Source organism: Sinorhizobium sp. FG01 (assembly GCF_002531875.1).
Lineage (GTDB): Bacteria > Pseudomonadota > Alphaproteobacteria > Rhizobiales > Rhizobiaceae > Sinorhizobium > Sinorhizobium fredii_C.
On record NZ_NWTB01000017.1, the window covers coordinates 45,541 to 62,215 of the forward strand.

9 protein-coding genes and 3 pseudogenes are annotated in these 16,675 nt (G+C 62.2%); 6 read left to right on the forward strand and 6 right to left on the reverse strand.

Annotation, left to right across the window (positions count from 1 at the left end; all coding sequences use genetic code 11):
• Window positions 1-30 precede the first annotated feature (30 nt).
• The 4 genes from CO656_RS24250 (at window position 31) to CO656_RS24265 (ending at window position 6,087) form a co-directional block, all read left to right on the forward strand.
• A complete protein-coding gene (locus tag CO656_RS24250; RefSeq protein WP_337441765.1) occupies window positions 31-4,062 on the forward strand; it encodes a YadA-like family protein in 4,032 nt (1,343 codons plus the stop codon).
• A 315-nt stretch (window positions 4,063-4,377) separates the two neighbouring features.
• Window positions 4,378-4,812, forward strand: a complete 435-nt coding sequence (locus CO656_RS24255) for an invasion associated locus B family protein (RefSeq protein WP_348627681.1) — start codon at window positions 4,378-4,380, stop codon at window positions 4,810-4,812.
• A gap of 11 nt (window positions 4,813-4,823) precedes the next feature.
• Window positions 4,824-5,564: a hypothetical protein gene (locus tag CO656_RS24260; RefSeq protein ID WP_144353234.1), complete on the forward strand. Its 741-nt coding sequence runs from the start codon at window positions 4,824-4,826 to the stop codon at window positions 5,562-5,564.
• 52 nt (window positions 5,565-5,616) lie between these two features.
• Window positions 5,617-6,087, forward strand: a complete 471-nt coding sequence (locus tag CO656_RS24265) for a DUF4189 domain-containing protein (RefSeq protein ID WP_097527429.1) — start codon at window positions 5,617-5,619, stop codon at window positions 6,085-6,087.
• A gap of 1,038 nt (window positions 6,088-7,125) precedes the next feature.
• On the opposite strand, the gene CO656_RS24275 is transcribed toward CO656_RS24265, so the two are convergent.
• Window positions 7,126-8,082: an MBL fold metallo-hydrolase gene (locus CO656_RS24275; protein ID WP_097527431.1), complete on the reverse strand. Its 957-nt coding sequence runs from the start codon at window positions 8,080-8,082 to the stop codon at window positions 7,126-7,128.
• Window positions 8,083-8,254: 172 nt separating this feature from the next.
• On the opposite strand from CO656_RS24275, the pseudogene CO656_RS24280 reads away from it, so the two are divergent.
• Window positions 8,255-8,666 (forward strand): annotated as a pseudogene (locus CO656_RS24280) (ankyrin repeat domain-containing protein); the annotation flags it as partial.
• A gap of 6 nt (window positions 8,667-8,672) precedes the next feature.
• Here the strand turns inward: CO656_RS24280 and CO656_RS24285 are convergent.
• From CO656_RS24285 to CO656_RS24295, 5 genes and pseudogenes are all read right to left on the reverse strand, one after another.
• Window positions 8,673-9,726, reverse strand: a pseudogene (locus tag CO656_RS24285) (hypothetical protein); the annotation flags it as partial.
• 289 nt (window positions 9,727-10,015) lie between these two features.
• Window positions 10,016-10,441: a hypothetical protein gene (locus CO656_RS31440; RefSeq protein WP_337441766.1), complete on the reverse strand. Its 426-nt coding sequence runs from the start codon at window positions 10,439-10,441 to the stop codon at window positions 10,016-10,018.
• Between the two features lie 163 nt (window positions 10,442-10,604).
• The gene (locus tag CO656_RS31445) at window positions 10,605-11,036 is read right to left on the reverse strand and encodes an NAD(P)-binding domain-containing protein (protein ID WP_337441769.1); all 432 of its coding nucleotides are present in this window, start codon (window positions 11,034-11,036) and stop codon (window positions 10,605-10,607) included.
• Window positions 11,006-11,230 (reverse strand): NAD(P)-binding protein, encoded by a 225-nt coding sequence (locus CO656_RS31450; RefSeq protein ID WP_337441767.1) that lies wholly within the window; start codon window positions 11,228-11,230, stop codon window positions 11,006-11,008. Before CO656_RS31450 ends, CO656_RS31445 begins: the two co-directional genes overlap by 31 nt.
• A 343-nt stretch (window positions 11,231-11,573) precedes the next feature.
• Complete coding sequence (locus tag CO656_RS24295) at window positions 11,574-14,795, reverse strand: adenylate/guanylate cyclase domain-containing protein (protein WP_097527432.1); 3,222 nt, start codon at window positions 14,793-14,795, stop codon at window positions 11,574-11,576.
• A 276-nt stretch (window positions 14,796-15,071) separates the two neighbouring features.
• Between CO656_RS24295 and CO656_RS24300 the strand changes: the two are divergent.
• Window positions 15,072-16,497 (forward strand): annotated as a pseudogene (locus CO656_RS24300) (IS1182 family transposase).
• Window positions 16,498-16,675: the final 178 nt, after the last annotated feature.

Here is a 16,675-nt window from a genome sequence, read left to right on the forward strand (position 1 = left end):
CCCGTTGCTCCGGCGGGCAAGTGCGCGGGTGTGGCGCTGTTGGTCCTATCGGCGCTTCACGCCGTTCCCGCGCATGCACAATATGCCGCTGGCGGCGGTTCGGCGACGGCTCCCAACTCCATCGCCATCGGCAACGCGTCGGCATCCGGATCAGGCTCGATTGCCGAGGGCGTCAACGCCAATGCCAGCGCCACCAACGCCATCGGGATCGGCGTCGGGGCGATCGCATCGGAGGTCAACTCGATCTATCTCGGCGCGCGCACGGTGCCCGGCACGGGCGCCACGGGCGGCGGAGCTATCGCAATCGGCACGGACGTAGAAGCAAGCGACTCATGGGCCATCGCGATCGGGCTTCAGAGCGCAGCCTCAGGGCCGGGCGCTGTAGCACTGGGCCGCCTCAGCATAGCGTCAGACAGTGCCGCCACCGCCGTTGGCAACCGCGCCCAGGCGACGGGGAACAGCGCGACCGCACTCGGTGCGCAGGCCTTGGCCATTGGTGCAAGCACCGTTGCTGTGGGCCAGGGTGCCGGCGCCGGATCTACCACGGGCAATGCCAGCTCCGTTGCGGTTGGCATTGCTGCCGGCACGCTCGTTCAAGGCGCGCAGAATACCGCCATGGGCGGTGGCATCGCCAGCGTGATGCGAGGCGCCGGTTCCGGCGTGACGGGCGCGCGCAACGTCGCCATGGGAACCGGCGATGGCACCGTTGCCTACGATGCTAGCCTGTCGGCCTCCGCAGGCAGCCTGGTTACGGGCAGCGACAATGTCGCGATCGGAACCAATGCCGGCATTGGCGTCGCCGCCAACGGGACGACATCGATCGGCCACAATGCCAAAGCCAGCCAGACCAACGGCACTGCCATTGGCTTTGGAGCAACCGCCACCGGAGTGAACGCCATCTATCTGGGCGGGCGCACCGGCGCCGGAACGGGTGCTCTCGCTGAGAGCGCGATCGCCATCGGCACGGACGTGACGGCAAACGTGGCCGACGCCACCGCGATCGGACGCCAAAGCGTGGCGGCTGGCCAGTTCGCTGCTGCGATCGGGACGAGTTCCAGTGCCACCGGGACAAGCTCGGCAGCGTTCGGAGCGAATGCCGCCGCGTCGGCCAACTTCGCACTGGCGCTGGGCAATGCGGCCACAGCCAGCGGAATCAGCTCGATCGCGGCCGGTTCTGGTGCGCAATCCGCGGGCCTCACCGCCACGGCTATCGGCAACAACGCCAATGCCTCGGCGGCGAACGCCGTCGCGATGGGGACCAGCGCCGTCGCCGATAGCGAAGATGCCGTGGCTATCGGCAATGGCTCGACCGCCACCGGCGGCAAGGCAGTCTCCATCGGCTCGGGCAACGTCGCCAACGGCAACGGCGCGGTGGCGATCGGCGACCCCAACACCGCCACCGGCGACGGCGCCGTGGCGCAGGGCATGGACAACAGCGCCACCGGCAACGGCTCGGTGGCCATGGGCAATACCAACATGGTCGGCGGCGGCGGACAGGCGGTAAGTACGCCGGGCGTCGCGGCGCAGGGTGCGGTCGGCATCGGTTATCAGAACACCGTGACCGGCCAGGGCGCCGTGGCCATCGGCGACCGCAACATCGCCAATGGCGCAAGCGCCATCGCCATGGGCAGCCAGGCCAATGCCGCTGCCGCCAACGCGATCGCGCTTGGCGCCGGTGCAACCGCCACAAATGCCGGAGCCGTGGCTCTCGGTTCCGGCAGCGTCACGGCCGCTGCGGTCGCCACGCCGAACACCTCCATCAATGGAACAACCTACAACTTCGCCGGCACGGCCCCGGCCTCGACAGTCAGCGTCGGCGCTGCCGGCGCCGAGCGCACCATCACCAATGTGGCGGCGGGCCGGATCTCCTCGACTTCGACCGACGCGGTCAACGGTTCGCAGCTCTTCGCGACGAACCAGGCGATCACGGCAGTCGGGACCGATCTCGACACGTTTGGGACCAGCGTGTCGACCGCGATCGGCGGCACCTCTGCCTACAATCCGACCACCAACCAGGTGACGGCGGGACTTGCGATTGGCGGCACGACCTACAACAGCGTGCAGTCCGCCCTGTCAGCGCTGAACAGCACGGCCTCGGCCGGCTGGAACCTGCAGGCCAACGGGGGTGCCGCAACGAATGTCGCTCCGGGCGGGACGGTGCAGTTCCTCAACGGGCAGAACATCTCCGTCACGCGCAGCGGCACGGATATCACGATCGCCACGACGCCGGCCCTCACCGCCGACAGCCTGACGCTGTCGAGCGGGCAAGTGTTCGACGCCGCGGGCCTCTTCATGAACGGCACCGGCATCAGCGGGCTTCTGGACGGGACGGTCTCCTCGACCTCGACCGAAGCGATCAATGGCTCGCAGCTCTACGGCACGTCGCTGAGCATCGCCAACATTCTCGGCGGCGGCGCCATCGTCAACCCGGACGGCACCGTCAGCAGCCCGACCTACACGATCGCGGGAAGCACCTACACGACGGTGGGCGGCGCCTTGACGGCCATCGACAACAGCCTGACCGGCTTCGATGACGCCATCAACGGCGGCGGGATCAAATATTTCCACGCCAATTCGACGCTTGCAGATTCAAGCGCCGTGGGAACCGATTCGGTCGCCATCGGCCCGCAGAGCGTTGCCACAGGCAACAACAGCTTCGCGGCGGGTCCAAACGCCCTGGCAAGCGCCGGCGCCTCGCTCGCCATCGGCCAGAACTCCCAGTCGACGGTGCTCGGCGCCGTGGCGCTCGGCTCGGGCTCAGTCGCCGACCGGGCGATTGCGCCGGCGTCCGGCAGCATCATCTCCGGCACCGACATCATTCCGTACAACACAACGGACAAGACCCTGCTCGGCGCGGTCTCGGTGGGCAACTCGACGTCCTACCGGCAGATCACCAACGTCGCCGACGGCACGGAGGACCAGGATGCAGTCACCATACGCCAGCTCAAGGGGGCCCTGGCCTCGTTCGCGGTGTCGGGCACCCAATACTTCCACGCCAATTCGACGGCCTCGGATTCACTTGCGGTCGGCCTAGATTCCGTTGCGATCGGGCCGCGCACGACCGTCAACGGCGACAACGGCATCGGCATGGGCAACGGCGCCGTGGTCCAGATGACGGCGCCGGGCGGCATCGCCATCGGCCAAAACTCGACTGTCAACTTGGCCGACGGCGTCGCGCTCGGCACAAATTCGACTGCGAACGGCATCCAGGCGATGGCGCTCGGCGCCGGCGCTACCGCCAATGAACTGGGCAGCGTCGCACTCGGCGCAGGCTCGACAACCGCGGCCGCAGTGGCAACCACCGGCACCACGATCAACGGCGTCGCCTACACCTTCGCGGGCACGAGCCCGACGAGCACGGTGAGCGTTGGCGGCGTCGGCAGCGAACGCACAATCACCAATGTGGCTGCAGGACGAATCAGCGCCACATCCACCGACGCCATCAACGGCAGCCAGCTTTATGCGACCAATCAGGCAGTCGAATCCCTGCAGTCGGGAATTGGCGATCTTGAGGAGACCGCGGTCAAATATGACCAAAACCCGGACGGCACGAGAGCGAACTCGTTGACACTGGTGGGCGGCGATCCGAGCGCGCCTGTCATCATCCGCAATGTCGGGGCCGGCGTGGCCGACACGGATGCGGTGAACGTGGGGCAGATGAAAACCATCTTGACCGAATCGAAGTCCTATTCGGACGAACGGGCGACCTGGGCGGTCGGCCAGGCACGCGACTATACCGACGAGGTGGCGGAAACGACTCTTAGCTCGGCCAACGCCTACACGGACTCCAGGCTCAGCCAGCTCAATACCGACATAGGCGACATCCGGAGCGAGGCTCGGCAGGCGGCGGCGATCGGTCTGGCGGCGGCTTCGCTGCGCTATGACGATAGGCCCGGTAAGCTCAGCGTCGCGGCAGGCGGCGGCTATTGGCGCAACGAGGGAGCTTTTGCATTCGGAGCCGGCTACACCAGCGAGGACGGGCGTGTTCGCGCCAATCTTTCCGGCACGACCGCGGGCGGTGCGTGGGGCGTCGGGGCAGGCCTCAGCGTAACCCTGAATTGAGGATCACGAGGAGATGGCAAACGACAATCCCATGGAAGTTCCGTCGCATGGACGTTGATTGCCTTCCACTGCGCGGTCGCGACGGGTGTTCGTCGCGGTCTCCAAACCCTGCGGATCCCGTCATGAAGTTCTTTTTCGTCAATGTTCCGTTCACCTGCTGAGCCCATGCGCATGCGACACCAAGCTGGTGCAGGGCGGCTCGTCCTCCTCGCAGCGGGTTGCCTGCTCCTGGCTGCCGGCTCGCCCGTCGCTGGCCAGGAAACTGCACCCTACCGGATAAAACCGTCGGAGGTGGTGCCGCCGCAAGGCGTTCCCTTGGGCAGCTATCGCCGGATCATCCAACCTTTCGAGAATTGGGATCTCGTCTGCGATGAGAACCTCAAGGCCAAGCACAAGGTGTGCAACATCAGCCAATCCTTCATTGACCACAATCAGGCAGTTATTTTCAGCTGGTCTCTGGCCGCCGATGAGAAAGGCAAGCCCTTCATGATCCTGCGAGCGCCCGCTGAGCTCGGTAAGGGGAGCAAGATTTCGCTCGGGATCGCGGGACGGGAAAAGCCCGTCGACGTACAACTGAGCGCCTGCGACAGCAAGGTTTGCGTCGGCTACGTGCCCGTCGGCCCGATTCTTCGGCAGCAAATCGGCGAAGAGGCCACCATCAACGTTTCCTATATCCCACCTTCAGGACCGGCGGTCAGCCTCGATGCCCCTTTCAAGGGGGTTAACTCTGCACTGTCAGCCATCAACTAACGAGAGACGACATGACCCGCCAATCCATCCAGGACAGAATTTTGACCGGCACTCAGACGCTTGCACCCCCCGAGCCGCCGGCAAGTCCACCATCGGCACGTCGGTCGGTGTGGCGGGTGTTGCGAAACGCCGCGCTGGCCGGCATGTTCGCCGTCGTGGTCGCTGCGGCTGTGGTTCTCTCGTTCTATTTCTATCCGCCCCTCGGAAGATTTATCGCGGAGACCGCCTCGGCTCAGTCGCAAGCGCCGGCCGAAAGCAAGGCGGCAGAAAATAAACCCGCAGAGAATAAGCCGGCGGCAGGAAGCACGGCAGCCTCTGAAACGCCGTTTGAAAAGCATGCGAACCAGGCAGGCGTCCGCACTTGCGCCAAGGTCTTCGCCGCGCTCGGGCAGGCCCTGACCTTGGGCACGATATATACCGAGCAAACGCAATGGAACACGTCGTCCCCCGATACCCATCCAGTGCAGGCCATTGCCGGGATGACCTATGACCTTCCCGATTACAAGGCACAGGCGGCGGGTGTCGTGTTCGCTTCGCCCATCGGTGAGGGTTGCGAGGGAAGCTTCGTACGGGTGGCGCCATTCCAGAGGACATGCCAGGAAATCGTGCAGACCCTCCCGAAGGGCAGCGTCCTGGCGGACAACCTTTCGAACACGATGCTTTTCAATCTCGGCAACGATGGCGGTCAGGCTCTTCTGGTTCCCACCGGAAATGCCTGCGTGGTCGTTTCCGTCGCGAGAATGGCGGGGTGACGGTCGGCGCTTGGGAATTAATGCCTGATCAACTCAGCTCGGGAGCACAAACATGCCGTTCAGCCGTCGCTTTTGGCCCATACTGATTGCCGCCATCATTGGCATTTCGTCCAGCAATGCTGCCGATCTGGTGACGCAGCAGCCTGAGCCCGGGCACGAGGAGAAGGGCATCTGGGGCGCGATCGCATTCTCGCCCGTGGATGGCCGGCATGGCTTCTTCTGGGGCGCCGACAAGAGGACCGAAGCGGAAGATGCCGCGCTCGAACATTGCAAGAATGCGGACGGCGCGGCTTGTAAGGTGGTCGAAGTGTTTCGCAACCACCGCCATTGGGATGACGACGACGGCACGGGTTTTCCGTATGAGCATTGTGCAGCTCTGTCGCTAGGTGAGACCTCCCGTGCTGGAACCCCGTCCTGGGGTTCCGCTTCGGCGACGACCCGTCGCGAAGCGGAACGAAAGGCCTTGAGCCTCTGTGGCGGTCAGGAGAACCAGTGCGGAATCCGCGAATGGGTCTGCACGTAACTCTGGACGTCAATGCAGCGAGGGAACGAGCCACGGGACGTTTTCCCCTCTCTCGCTTTGCCGCTTAACGCGACAAGGCAGCAACCCGCTTACCTAAGGGCAAGAGGCGGCGCGTATGAGGGCAACCAACACTCGATGGTCTAGCCCCAACTGCATTTGTGTGGTGGAGTTATACGCGGGAGTGCAAAAGCAGCGAGAGCCGGTTATAGGCGGCTGCGCCCCGTTCAGCGCTAGCCGAATGTCGATCGTGCGACACCCAAGAAAGCTAATGCTCACGAGCCATTGAAGCAGTGCCTCGGGTTATTGCGTGCACGCATCCGGGCCAGCAACGGCTGCGATCTGTCGCCGCCCGAACCGAGCTCACTCTCTTGCCCTGTGGCCTTCCTCTTCTATCTCCCCACAAATGGTGATTGAAACCGCTTGCGGGTCCTTCTATGGCGATCCAGTTGTCTATCGGAAACCCATAAATTAGGAGTCCCGAATGGACGGAGAGGGGGACGGGCTTGTATCTGGGACAGGCATCAACGCCGGGAACAGAACAAGCTCGAGTTGGGGGTCCAATGACAGGGTTTGTGTTTGCAGGTCCTCCTGCGGAGGAAGGCGCCGTCGATCTATTAACCGCATGCGGGCGCCAGCTGCAGCCTGTTATCCAGGCGATTGTCCAATCTGCGGTGGCAGCCGGATGGTGTGAGGAAGACGTACTGCTTTCATTGGTGGATGTTGCGTGGGACATGTATGAACAACGGCGCGGCGATGATGAACCGGCTTCATAAATCCGCCCGCCCCGAGCAGCTGGTAACTTAGCAAAGCCGCTTGGGTTTGACGAAGGACAACCCCATCTCGGTCGTCAGGGTCCTGAACGGGTCGATTTTTCCCGTTCAGATCCGTCTTGGAAGGGTCGGCTCCGCAGTTCGGTCGCCTAGTCATTCCGGTCTGTTCGCACCGATGAGCCGCCTTTGGCGCGACGGTTGCGTCCGACCCATCGAACGCCTTCCTGCGAGCGCACATCAGGCCGCAGGAACTGAAAACGTGCCGAAACTAGCTCGTCCTTGCGAAAACGTAGGCGGGGCCTCTTCTCTCGGCAAAACCCACCCCGGGATAGGTCCAGTGATAGCCCAGCATCTTAACCTTGTCGGTAGCGGCGCGATCGAGCAGTTTTTTGCGGTTCTCGATCGCCAGATCCGGCTGGGCATCGAAGCCGAACTTCCACTCCGGATGCTCGAACGAGATGATTTCGTTGCTCATTGCATCGGCAGCTATGATGAGCCCCTCGCCACCCGCGACCTCGAGTGAGATATGGCCGGGCGTGTGGCCCGGCGTGTCGAGCACTGACAGACCGGGCACGATCTCATCGCTGCCCTTTACCATTGTTACGCGACCCTTGACCGCGCCGAGGTCACGCTGAGCGCCTTTCACGAAATCTGCCATCTCGGCCGGCATTTTTGATAGGAGCCCGGGGTCGGTCCAAAAGTTCCATTCGGCGCTGCCGACGAAATAGGTAGCGTTCGGAAGGAACAACTTGTTGCCTTCCGTAAGCGTTCCCCAAATGTGGTCAGGATGCGCATGTGTAAACACCACCTTGGTCACCGCGCCCGGCTCGATGCCCGCCGCTTTCAGGTTTTCAGCAAGCTTGCCTGCCGTTGGTTGGAACTTGTTGCCTGAACCGTTGTCGATAAGGATGAGATCGCTGCCCTTTCTCAGCAACGGGATGTTGGCAGCCGGCTCGGCTTTGCCGGACGACCAGCCGAGGCGCTTGGCAATATCTGCAAGCTGTTCCGGAGAGGCATCGGTAGCCATGATGTTGAGTGGCAGCCTCAGAGAACCGTCGCTCAGCACGATCACTTCGAAATCGCCTTGCATGAAGCGGTAGGGGGCGGCGGAAAGCGCGAGCGCCTTCCACGGCATCAGCGATATCGACGCCAGGGCTGCGCTACCGATGAGGAAGCGACGACGGTCGAGCAGATGCAACAGTTCTTCACGATCGATGATGGCCATGGGCTTGTCTCCAGAAACGGATGGCGCCGAAGTTCTGAGCAACTACGCTACGCTCAATCTCGAACTTCCAAAATCACAATGTGTGTCCGCTGGGTGGAAGCGGCGCGGGCTCACCCAGTGAGGTGTGCCGAAAAGTTCTGACGCGTGTTATGCTAGGATCCAAGGTTTTGTAATGCGCGCGGTGCTGACGTCATTAGCTTTGATTCTCACGGTGACGACGGCCACCGCGGGAAGCCCGTTGTTCGACGCGGTAGCAAGCGGAAACGCAGCAGCGGTCGAGCGGGCTCTTGCCGCAGGGGCCGATGTCGACAGCCGGTCGCGCGACGGGGGCAACGGCTCTTATCAACGCCGCACTCGCAGACCAGCCCCGGATAGTGGAATTGCTGATCGATAAGGGAGCCGACGTCATGGCGCGCAATTCGGGCGGCTTTACACCGCTTCATGCCGCGGCCTATTCTGGTAGTTTGCCGATCACCAGGCTGCTGATCTTCCGCGGCGCGACGCTCGACGACGCGGCAAATAAAGCGGGCGCAACGCCGCTGATGGTAGCCGGCGAGGAAAACCACGTCACACTCGCCGAGTTTCGAGGCGATCGCCTCCTCGTAGCGGCGGTCCACGACCTGGATGATGGCAAGAACGGCATACGGCGATGACAGATCAGGGTCGAGCGACAAGGCGCGGCTCGCCTTGTCGTAGGCCCTTTTGCGCGCCAGCGCGCTTTGGAGAACGTCGTCGAAGGTGCTTCGCCAGACGTAAGCCGTGGCTCGGGCGTCGGCGGCGAACGCCTCTGCAAAGCCGGGGTCAAGCGTCTCCGCGCCTCCAACATCCGGGAAGGAGTTCCGGTCCTCGCCGCCTGCTCGGCCCGCAGATAGTAGTCGTATGCTTCTAGGTTCGCGGTCGGCGGCCGGACAATCCGCTCGGTCTCGTACTGCGTCAACTCGAGACCGAGCGCCTTGGCGATCTGGCGGCTTATCTCGTCCTGAATGGCAAACAAATCCGCCGCGCGGCGGACAAATCGATTAGCCCACAGAAGGTCGCCGCTTGCCGCCTCGATCAATCGCGCATTGAGGCGGATTTGCTCGCCGGTCCGCTGCACGCTGCCTTCGACGATATAGCGCACCCCGAGATTGCGTCCGATCTCGGCCAAATCGATGGGCTTGCCCTTGTAGGCAAACACCGCATTGCGGGGCGATGACGTCGAGGTTAGAGAGCCGGGCGAGATCGGTGATCAGGTTATCCGTAATGCCCTCGCTGAAATAGTCCTGGGCCTGGTCGCCGCTCAAATTGGCGAACGGAAGCACCGCGAGTGATGGATGCTGCGGTGCGAACTGCCGCTGCCACCCGAAGACAATCGCGGTGACCGCGACGAGCAGCGTTGCGACCAGCGACAGCATGATCGCCCTTCGCCCGGGTCGGCTGGCAGCCGCAAGGACATTGGACCGCATCTATGATACTCGCGAACTCAACCAGCGCACCATCGCCCAGCAGCTTGATGATGCGGCCGTGGAAGCTATTGATCGTGGGATCGATTAACTCTCGGCGGCAGGTCTTCAACCGCTCAAGGGTGCCGACCTCATCCTCTCCCATGAGGCGGCTATAGCCGACCACATCGGCAGAAAGGATCGCCGTGAGCCGCCTCTCCATTTCTCTGCCCACCCTCCCGATGGCCAGCTTTATCCTACTACTTCCAGGGCGCGCAGACAGCGCAGGCGCTGACACGCACGAGTGCCGAAACAGCGTCCTCAGCGATCGCCTTTTGGGAGCGTCGAAGCGCTGCACTGACTTTCAAGCGAGACGTTTCGATCATTCCCGTTCCCCATCGTCGCAGTAGGGTGGAAACAGTGGACCAGCGGGTCGTAAGTCTGAATTGTTCTCAGCACAATTATCCCGCATTCTAACCGTTAGGCGCCCCCTCTGCCGCAAGTCGGCCGCGTTACTGCTGACGAGTCGCTCGACCAGGCGAGCAGCCTCCTCTGCAATAGCGGGAATGGTGCCTGATTTTCGCGTCGATCCGAAATCGAGGCCGGCAAAAAACAGCCCCGGATTGGTGGCGACTCCATCCTCGTGTACGGGCTGACCGGCTGCGTCGAGAGCGAGGGAGCCGGACCCATGAGAAATCGCCGGTGAAGCCCGTGCACCAGACCACCGATCTGATGCCGTTGGCGGTACAGTCGATGGACCGGATCGGAGGATCGGGCAGACGCGGTTCAACCGTCTCGGCGGGATCGTCCTTGGCTGGGGGCGCATCGAGCCCGGCACGCTTGATGTATTCGTCGATCAGCCGCTTCGCGTTCGCGGAAACTTCGTCAGCAAACCGCATGTTGGTTTCGAGCTCGTCGCCGAAGATGAGGCTGCCCATTCTCCACGCCCCTGAAACGGCCAAGCAACACCACCCCTTGCGCGCCAAGCGATTGCAGGCTGATCGTGTGGGTCGCACCGACCAGCGCGCGGGCTGGAAGCTTGCCGGAGGGAGGACGAGTTCCTTGCGGGGGACATCGAGAAAGGCGGCCAGCGTCAGCCAATTAAGTATGTTGCCGCCGCGATAGTGCCGCACCCAACGGCCGTTGCGACTGGTCGAAGACCACGCGCCCAGCTAGTGCCAGATCCTCGGCGATCTGGCCGCCCGATCGTCCGCTGCCGACCACCAGCACCGCGCCATTCTCTAGATCGGCTACGCTGCCATACGCCGAAGAATCTACCTGGTGAATGGTGATTGGCAAATCCGCTGACCCTGGTGGCCGGACCTGTTGATTTTGATCGCCGGTGGCGATCACCACATTGCGGGCCAGAAGCGCGCCGCCCGCCGTTGTGACGCGAAAGACCCCATTGTCTTTCGTCAGCTCCTTCACTGGGGTTTGGGTGCTTACCGGCAAGCAGTGTCGCTCGGCATAGCCTTCGAGATATGCCGCGAACTCGTGGTGGGTTATTGCGCCCCTGGATCGGGTCCCCCGTATGAGTCATCGGGTAAGATGGAGCGGATTGTCGGCGAGTTCAGTCGAAACGAGTCCCATCGCTGCGTTCGCCAGGTCTCGCCGATCCGGCCTCGATCGAGCACCTGATGATTGCAGCCCAGCCGTTTTAGAAAATAGCTGACGCCGAGACCCGCCGAGCCGGCGCCAACCACAATGGCATCGAGTACCTCGCTCATGCGCCCGCGCCCCCTGCCAAACTATAGGTCTATATCATCGTGTCCCTCGGCTTCTGGCAAGGCTACAGTTGCACATGAGAGGTCCGCGATGGGGTCGCTTTCCCCGTTCTCCCAAATTCGCAACAGGGTGGAAAATCGCCGTTCGGGGCGGTTCTACCGAACGGCTTGGTAGCGGACGAAATCGACGTTCAAGTGTTGTCTGTGGGTAACTTGCCGCGGCACGACGCGGCCTCCGCAATGAGTTCCAAGGAGTTTGCCGGGAAAGGCTCTGGCTCCATTAAGAAAAACGCGCATGAAGCCGACAGTACGGCTTACTGGCTTATTCAACCCAGCATTTGATTGCTTAGGACTGCTCCCCTTTGCCAGGTGTGGACATGGCTCGGAAGCGATGGTCCGCGACGCTCTCACGCGCTCGTGCGATCACTCGCTCTGCCCAGGCAAGGGGTTCTGCACGGGTATAATCCTCAAGCACTTTGGCATGGTGCTCCGCCGCGTCCCAATCGCCGCCCTTGATGCAGGCCTCGATGGCAGACCTCCTGAACTCCAGCTGGTTAAGCACGGCCGCTCCTCTCGCAAGTAGTCCCTCTGCCTCGCCGAGCGACGATGCCCGGACTTCCGGATCGTCGGTGATCAACGCCAGCTCGCCCAAAACGCGCGGCCCCGCGAAACCTATTCCTGTCTCGCGTGCGATTGCGAGCGCGTGTTTCACATGATCAAGCGCGCCATCACTGTCGCCCGAAAGGCGCAACAGGCTGGCGTGTATATATAAGCTGAGAGCTTCGAATCGCCTTGCACCGACCGAGATCGCCAGTTTCAAGGCTGCCTGCGTGTGATCGAGCGCTTTGCCATGTTGTTGCAGCTCGCGATAACAGAGGGCGGCGGCGTTTTGGGCAAGTATCTCCCCCCTTTTGTGGCCAATCTTTGCTGTCTCGGCTATAGCCAGCAAGGCGATCTCCAAAGCCGCCGCCGCGCTTCCTGAGTAGAATTGCGCCATGGCCGCCATCGGGCGGTTCGCCGCAGCAATCCTGGCGAACCCATGCTCTTGGGCGAGGCTCACACAGCGCTCAAACAGCTCGTAAGCAGACACCATTCTGACGCGTATGAACTGCGCGTCGGCGAGGCCGCCTAGCGCCATGGCTTCGAGCTCGACCGAGCCAGCCCTCTTCGCCAACTCCAGAGCCTGCTCGTGCTCGTGACTGCAGGCTTCGGCGTTGCCGCTCGGGAAATAGAGATTGCCGCGCAGAAAGTGAATGCGGGCCAGTTCCGCCGTGAATCCAAGCTGCGAAGCGGTGTTCTCTGCCTGCTCCAGGTCAGCGAAGGCTCCGTCCATGTCATCAATGGTGCGCCTCGCTCCTGCACGGCCGATCAGTACGCTGCAACGGGCCCGATCGTCGATCGCTGCCGTCAGTGCGAGGTCGTAGGCCGCCACCGCGTCCCGGACCCTGCCCAGTTGCTCCAGGATTTCGGCCCTTGATTGGGCTAGCTCGTACCGAACGACAGGGAGGGCGGCAATCTCGAGGCCCCGGTCTGAGAGGCGGAGCGCGTTTTCGTACCGATAGCTCCCGACCAGCAGCTGCACTGCCGACAGGTAGGCGGCGGCTGCCCTGGTGTCTTCGGCGCGATCGAGATGTTCCGCCCGCAAAACTGGATCGTCACTGGCTGCAAACCATTCGGCAGCCGCAAGATGGAGATCACGGCGCCGATTCCGAAGCAACGTCTCGTATACCGCATCCCGGATTAGCGCATGGCTGAACATGATCGCCTCGCCATGGTATCTGAGAAGACGGTGCTCGATCAGCTGGTTCGGCTGGTAATGTGGCTTACCTATGAGATACCGCAGGGCCCCAAGCTCGACCCTGAGGCCCAAGATGGAAGCAGCCTGGAGCGCGGTCCTGTCTGCAGGGTCAACACGGTCGACGCGAGCCTGCATCAAGCTCTGCACCGAACCGGGAACTTCTTGTGCGCCAAGACTCTGCTGCGTCTCGGCCAGGAGCTGCTCCAGAAACAGCGGATTGCCTGCTGCACGCGCGACGCAGCGTTCCACGAAGCTGCTACTGGCGGCCAGCAGTCCGCTCGCGAGTGCACGCGCGTCTTCGAGTTGCAGAGGTCCAAGGTCGAGCGTGACGAGGGAGGCTTCGGCAACCTCCTCACGCCACCCGGAACCAGAAGGGTCTCCCTCGACGCGCGACGTCATCGCGAGAATGGATCTGCTGCGGGCAGTCGCGAGTGCGATCTCCGAGAGCTGTGCCAGCGTTGTCTCATCGGCCCAATGAACATCCTCGACGATAATGAGAATCGGCCGGGCGCGGCTCGCACGCTGCACCAGACTGGCGGGAACCCTTATCCTGCCAGCTCGCCGAGCCTCGTTGTCCATAGCATCCACAAGTACTCGAAGGTCGGGCGGCTGCGGTAGGTCAAGGAGATCGTCCAGGAAAACGAGCTCGTCTTGGTTCACCAGTCCTGCGGCCAAGGCTGAATCGAGCCCGGCTTGGCTTGCTGCAGGTCCATCGGTCAAGGAGATGTTCAGAAGACTGCGCACCAGGGCGCCGATAGCATCACGGCCAGCGCCGCCCCCAAAGTCGAGCACGAGGGCGGCGTGGCAATCAAACCCGCCGTCGCGGGCGACGCGTTGGAACTCCTCGACTAGGCGGGTCTTGCCGATTCCGGCTTCGCCGCGAACGTAAAACACCTGACCTCTGCCTGACGCTCGGCACGATGCCACTGCCGCCCCGAATATCTGAAGCTCTGCCTGGCGGCCAACGAGAGGGCCTGCGTCAGTGGAAGCCTCCGTTCTGCATCGCACTACTTGCCACGCCCGTACAGGTTCTGCGAAGCCCTTCACGTTCAGCCAGCCCCCGTCCACGCAGTCTATCTTGCCGCGTGTCATCCTCATCACGGCATCGGAGATAAGGATGTCTCCGGGCGGCGCCGCGGCCGCGAGTCGGGAGGCGAGATTTACGGATTCGCCTGTCACAGTGTATTCGTGGTGGCTGACACTGCCAGTCGTGCTTGCGACGACCTGACCTCCGGCGACTCCAGCATGAATCTGGAGCCTCCGACCATGGACGTCGGCAAGTTCTGAAACAGCATCGCGTATCTCCAAGGCTGCATGGACTGCACGAACGGCGTCGTTGCCATAGGATATGGGTGCGCCGAAGACGCCCATCACGCAGTCACCGATGTGCTTGTTCAGGTAGCCGCCGTGAGCCACGACGATCGGATCCACACGCTCGAAGAAACCGCCCACAACCTTGTGCAGCTCTTCGGCATCGAGTTCGCGACTGAGGGCCGTAAATCCGGCTATATCTGCAAAGAGGACCGTTACCTGCCGACGCTCGCTCGCGGGGCTATGCACTGCCGGGGCGGGCCACCCGTCGTCGCCAGACGCTTTCAATCTCCTGATTGCGTCAAGAAGCTTCTTTCGGTGCCCGAGCGCAGAAACGCCCAGGTTGCGCAAGTCCTGGTCTGTCAAGTCGCGCAGGACATCGCCATCGATTGCGTTGTCGTGAAACGAACCGACGTACTGCTCGAGCCCTAGTGAGCGCAACCAACTGACAACGTCCACCTGCCTGTCCTTTCAGGTTGAGGCGACATTTGCATTTTTCCCGACGTCTGGAAGCGAGCAAGCTCGCGCTCTCAAGACAACGCCGGCTTGTCGCTCGCGAAGCTCCGTAAATTAGCATTTTAGCATGGTCACGGAACGCCGAACAAAGGATGGTTGCGAGATCCGCTTTGCGGTGGAGTTGCGACGTTCTCTTTGCCCATCACCGGCGACCGCTACGGGTCCAGGCTGTGTGAAAACGCCGAACCTGATAGCCTTTGACATGAGTCGAGGGGATTCATGAAGCGGTATATCGAGGGTGTCGACAGGAGCCAGAGTACACTGCTTCCCGAGCAGTTGGATGACTGGGTGCATGAGGATAGCCCGGTTCGGGTGGTGGACGTCTTCGTTGATGAGCTCAATCTGGCCGATCTCGGTTTTGTACGCTGTGAGCCAAGCAATACCGGGCGCCCCGGTTATCATCCCTCGATCCTGCTCAAGCTCTACATCTACGGCTATCTGAACCGAATCCAGTCGAGCCGACGTCTCGAACGCGAAGCTGGACGCAACATTGAGGTGATGTGGCTGGTTGGGCGTCTTGTGCCTGACCATAAGACCATCGCCGATTTTCGACGCGATAACGGTGGTGCCATCAAGAAGGTCTGTACCGGCTTTGTGCGGCTGTGCCGCGAGATAGGGCTTCTCGCCAAGCCGAGTGTTGCGATCGACGGCAGCAAGTTCAAGGCGGTCAACAACCGAGACCGGAACTTCACCAAGGGCAAGCATGGCGCAGATCGAAGAGAGCGTTGCCCGCTATCTCCACCAGATGGACGGCGCCGACCGGCAGGAGCGCGACGACATTCATTCCGCCAAGATCGAGCGCCTGCAGGAGAAGGTTGAAGGCTTCGACAGGAGGTGGTTCGGCTCAAGGAGATCGAAAAGGAGATGCTGGAAACGCCCGACCAGCAGGTATCGTTCACCGATCCCGATAGCCGGTCAATGGCGACCAGCGGCCGAGGCTCGGGCATGGTCGGCTACAACACTCAGACCGCAGTCGACACCGAACATCACCTTATCGTTGCCCATGAGGTGACCAATGTCGGCAACCGGGCGCAACTTGCCAACATGGCCAAGGCCAGCAAGCAAGCCTTTGAGGCAGACCATCTCGAGGTCGTGGCTGACCGCGGTTACTTTAACAGCGAAGAGGTCCTCGCCTGCGTCGAGCAGAAGATCACGGTGACCATGCCCAAGCCCATGACGTCGGCCAATCGGATCAAGGGGCTCTTCGTCAAGCAGGACTTCCGGTATCTCAAGGACGAGGATGTCTATCTCTGCCCGGCCGGCGAACGGTTGATCTATCGGTACACGCGAGAAGAGGCGGACCTGATGATCCGGCGCTACTGGTCGAGCAATTGTCCAAGCTGCGCCATGCGGTCCAAGTGCACGACCAGCAAGTATCGGCGCATTCAGCGTTGGGAGCAGGAGCATCACCTTGAGGCGATGCAGGCAAGGCTTGATGCTGATCCTGATAAGATGCGGCAACGCCGCGTGACCGCCGAGCACCCCTTCGGGACGATCAAATCATGGATGGGAGCCACGCACTTCCTCACCAAGCGGCTGCCGAACGAGCGCGCGGAAATGGCGCTGCACGTACTCGCCTATAACATGGACCCGGGTCATGAACATCATCGGCTCCAAGGCACTGGTGGCGGCAATACAGGGGTAATAGCCACGCCCATCACGATTGGATGAAACGCTCCCGTCAAACGCCGGCATAGAGGCCAATTCGGCATCTGGAGGGCGCTCGAAGGCAAAAACCGCCTACCATGACGCTTGAGCAACGCTCATATCCCACAATTGGCCATGGCATCAGCGTTTTTACACAGCCAGGGTCGAGAGCCGTT

Excerpts from the sequence above, each read along its gene's own strand:
- CO656_RS24260 (WP_144353234.1), top strand. The coding sequence starts at position 4,824 with ATGACCCGCCAATCCATCCAGGACAGAATTTTGACCGGCACTCAGACG.
- CO656_RS24265 (WP_097527429.1), top strand. The coding sequence starts at position 5,617 with ATGCCGTTCAGCCGTCGCTTTTGGCCCATACTGATTGCCGCCATCATT.
- CO656_RS24275 (WP_097527431.1), bottom strand. The coding sequence starts at position 8,082 with ATGGCCATCATCGATCGTGAAGAACTGTTGCATCTGCTCGACCGTCGT.
- CO656_RS31440 (WP_337441766.1), bottom strand. The coding sequence starts at position 10,441 with ATGGGCAGCCTCATCTTCGGCGACGAGCTCGAAACCAACATGCGGTTT.
- CO656_RS31450 (WP_337441767.1), bottom strand. The coding sequence starts at position 11,230 with ATGAGCGAGGTACTCGATGCCATTGTGGTTGGCGCCGGCTCGGCGGGT.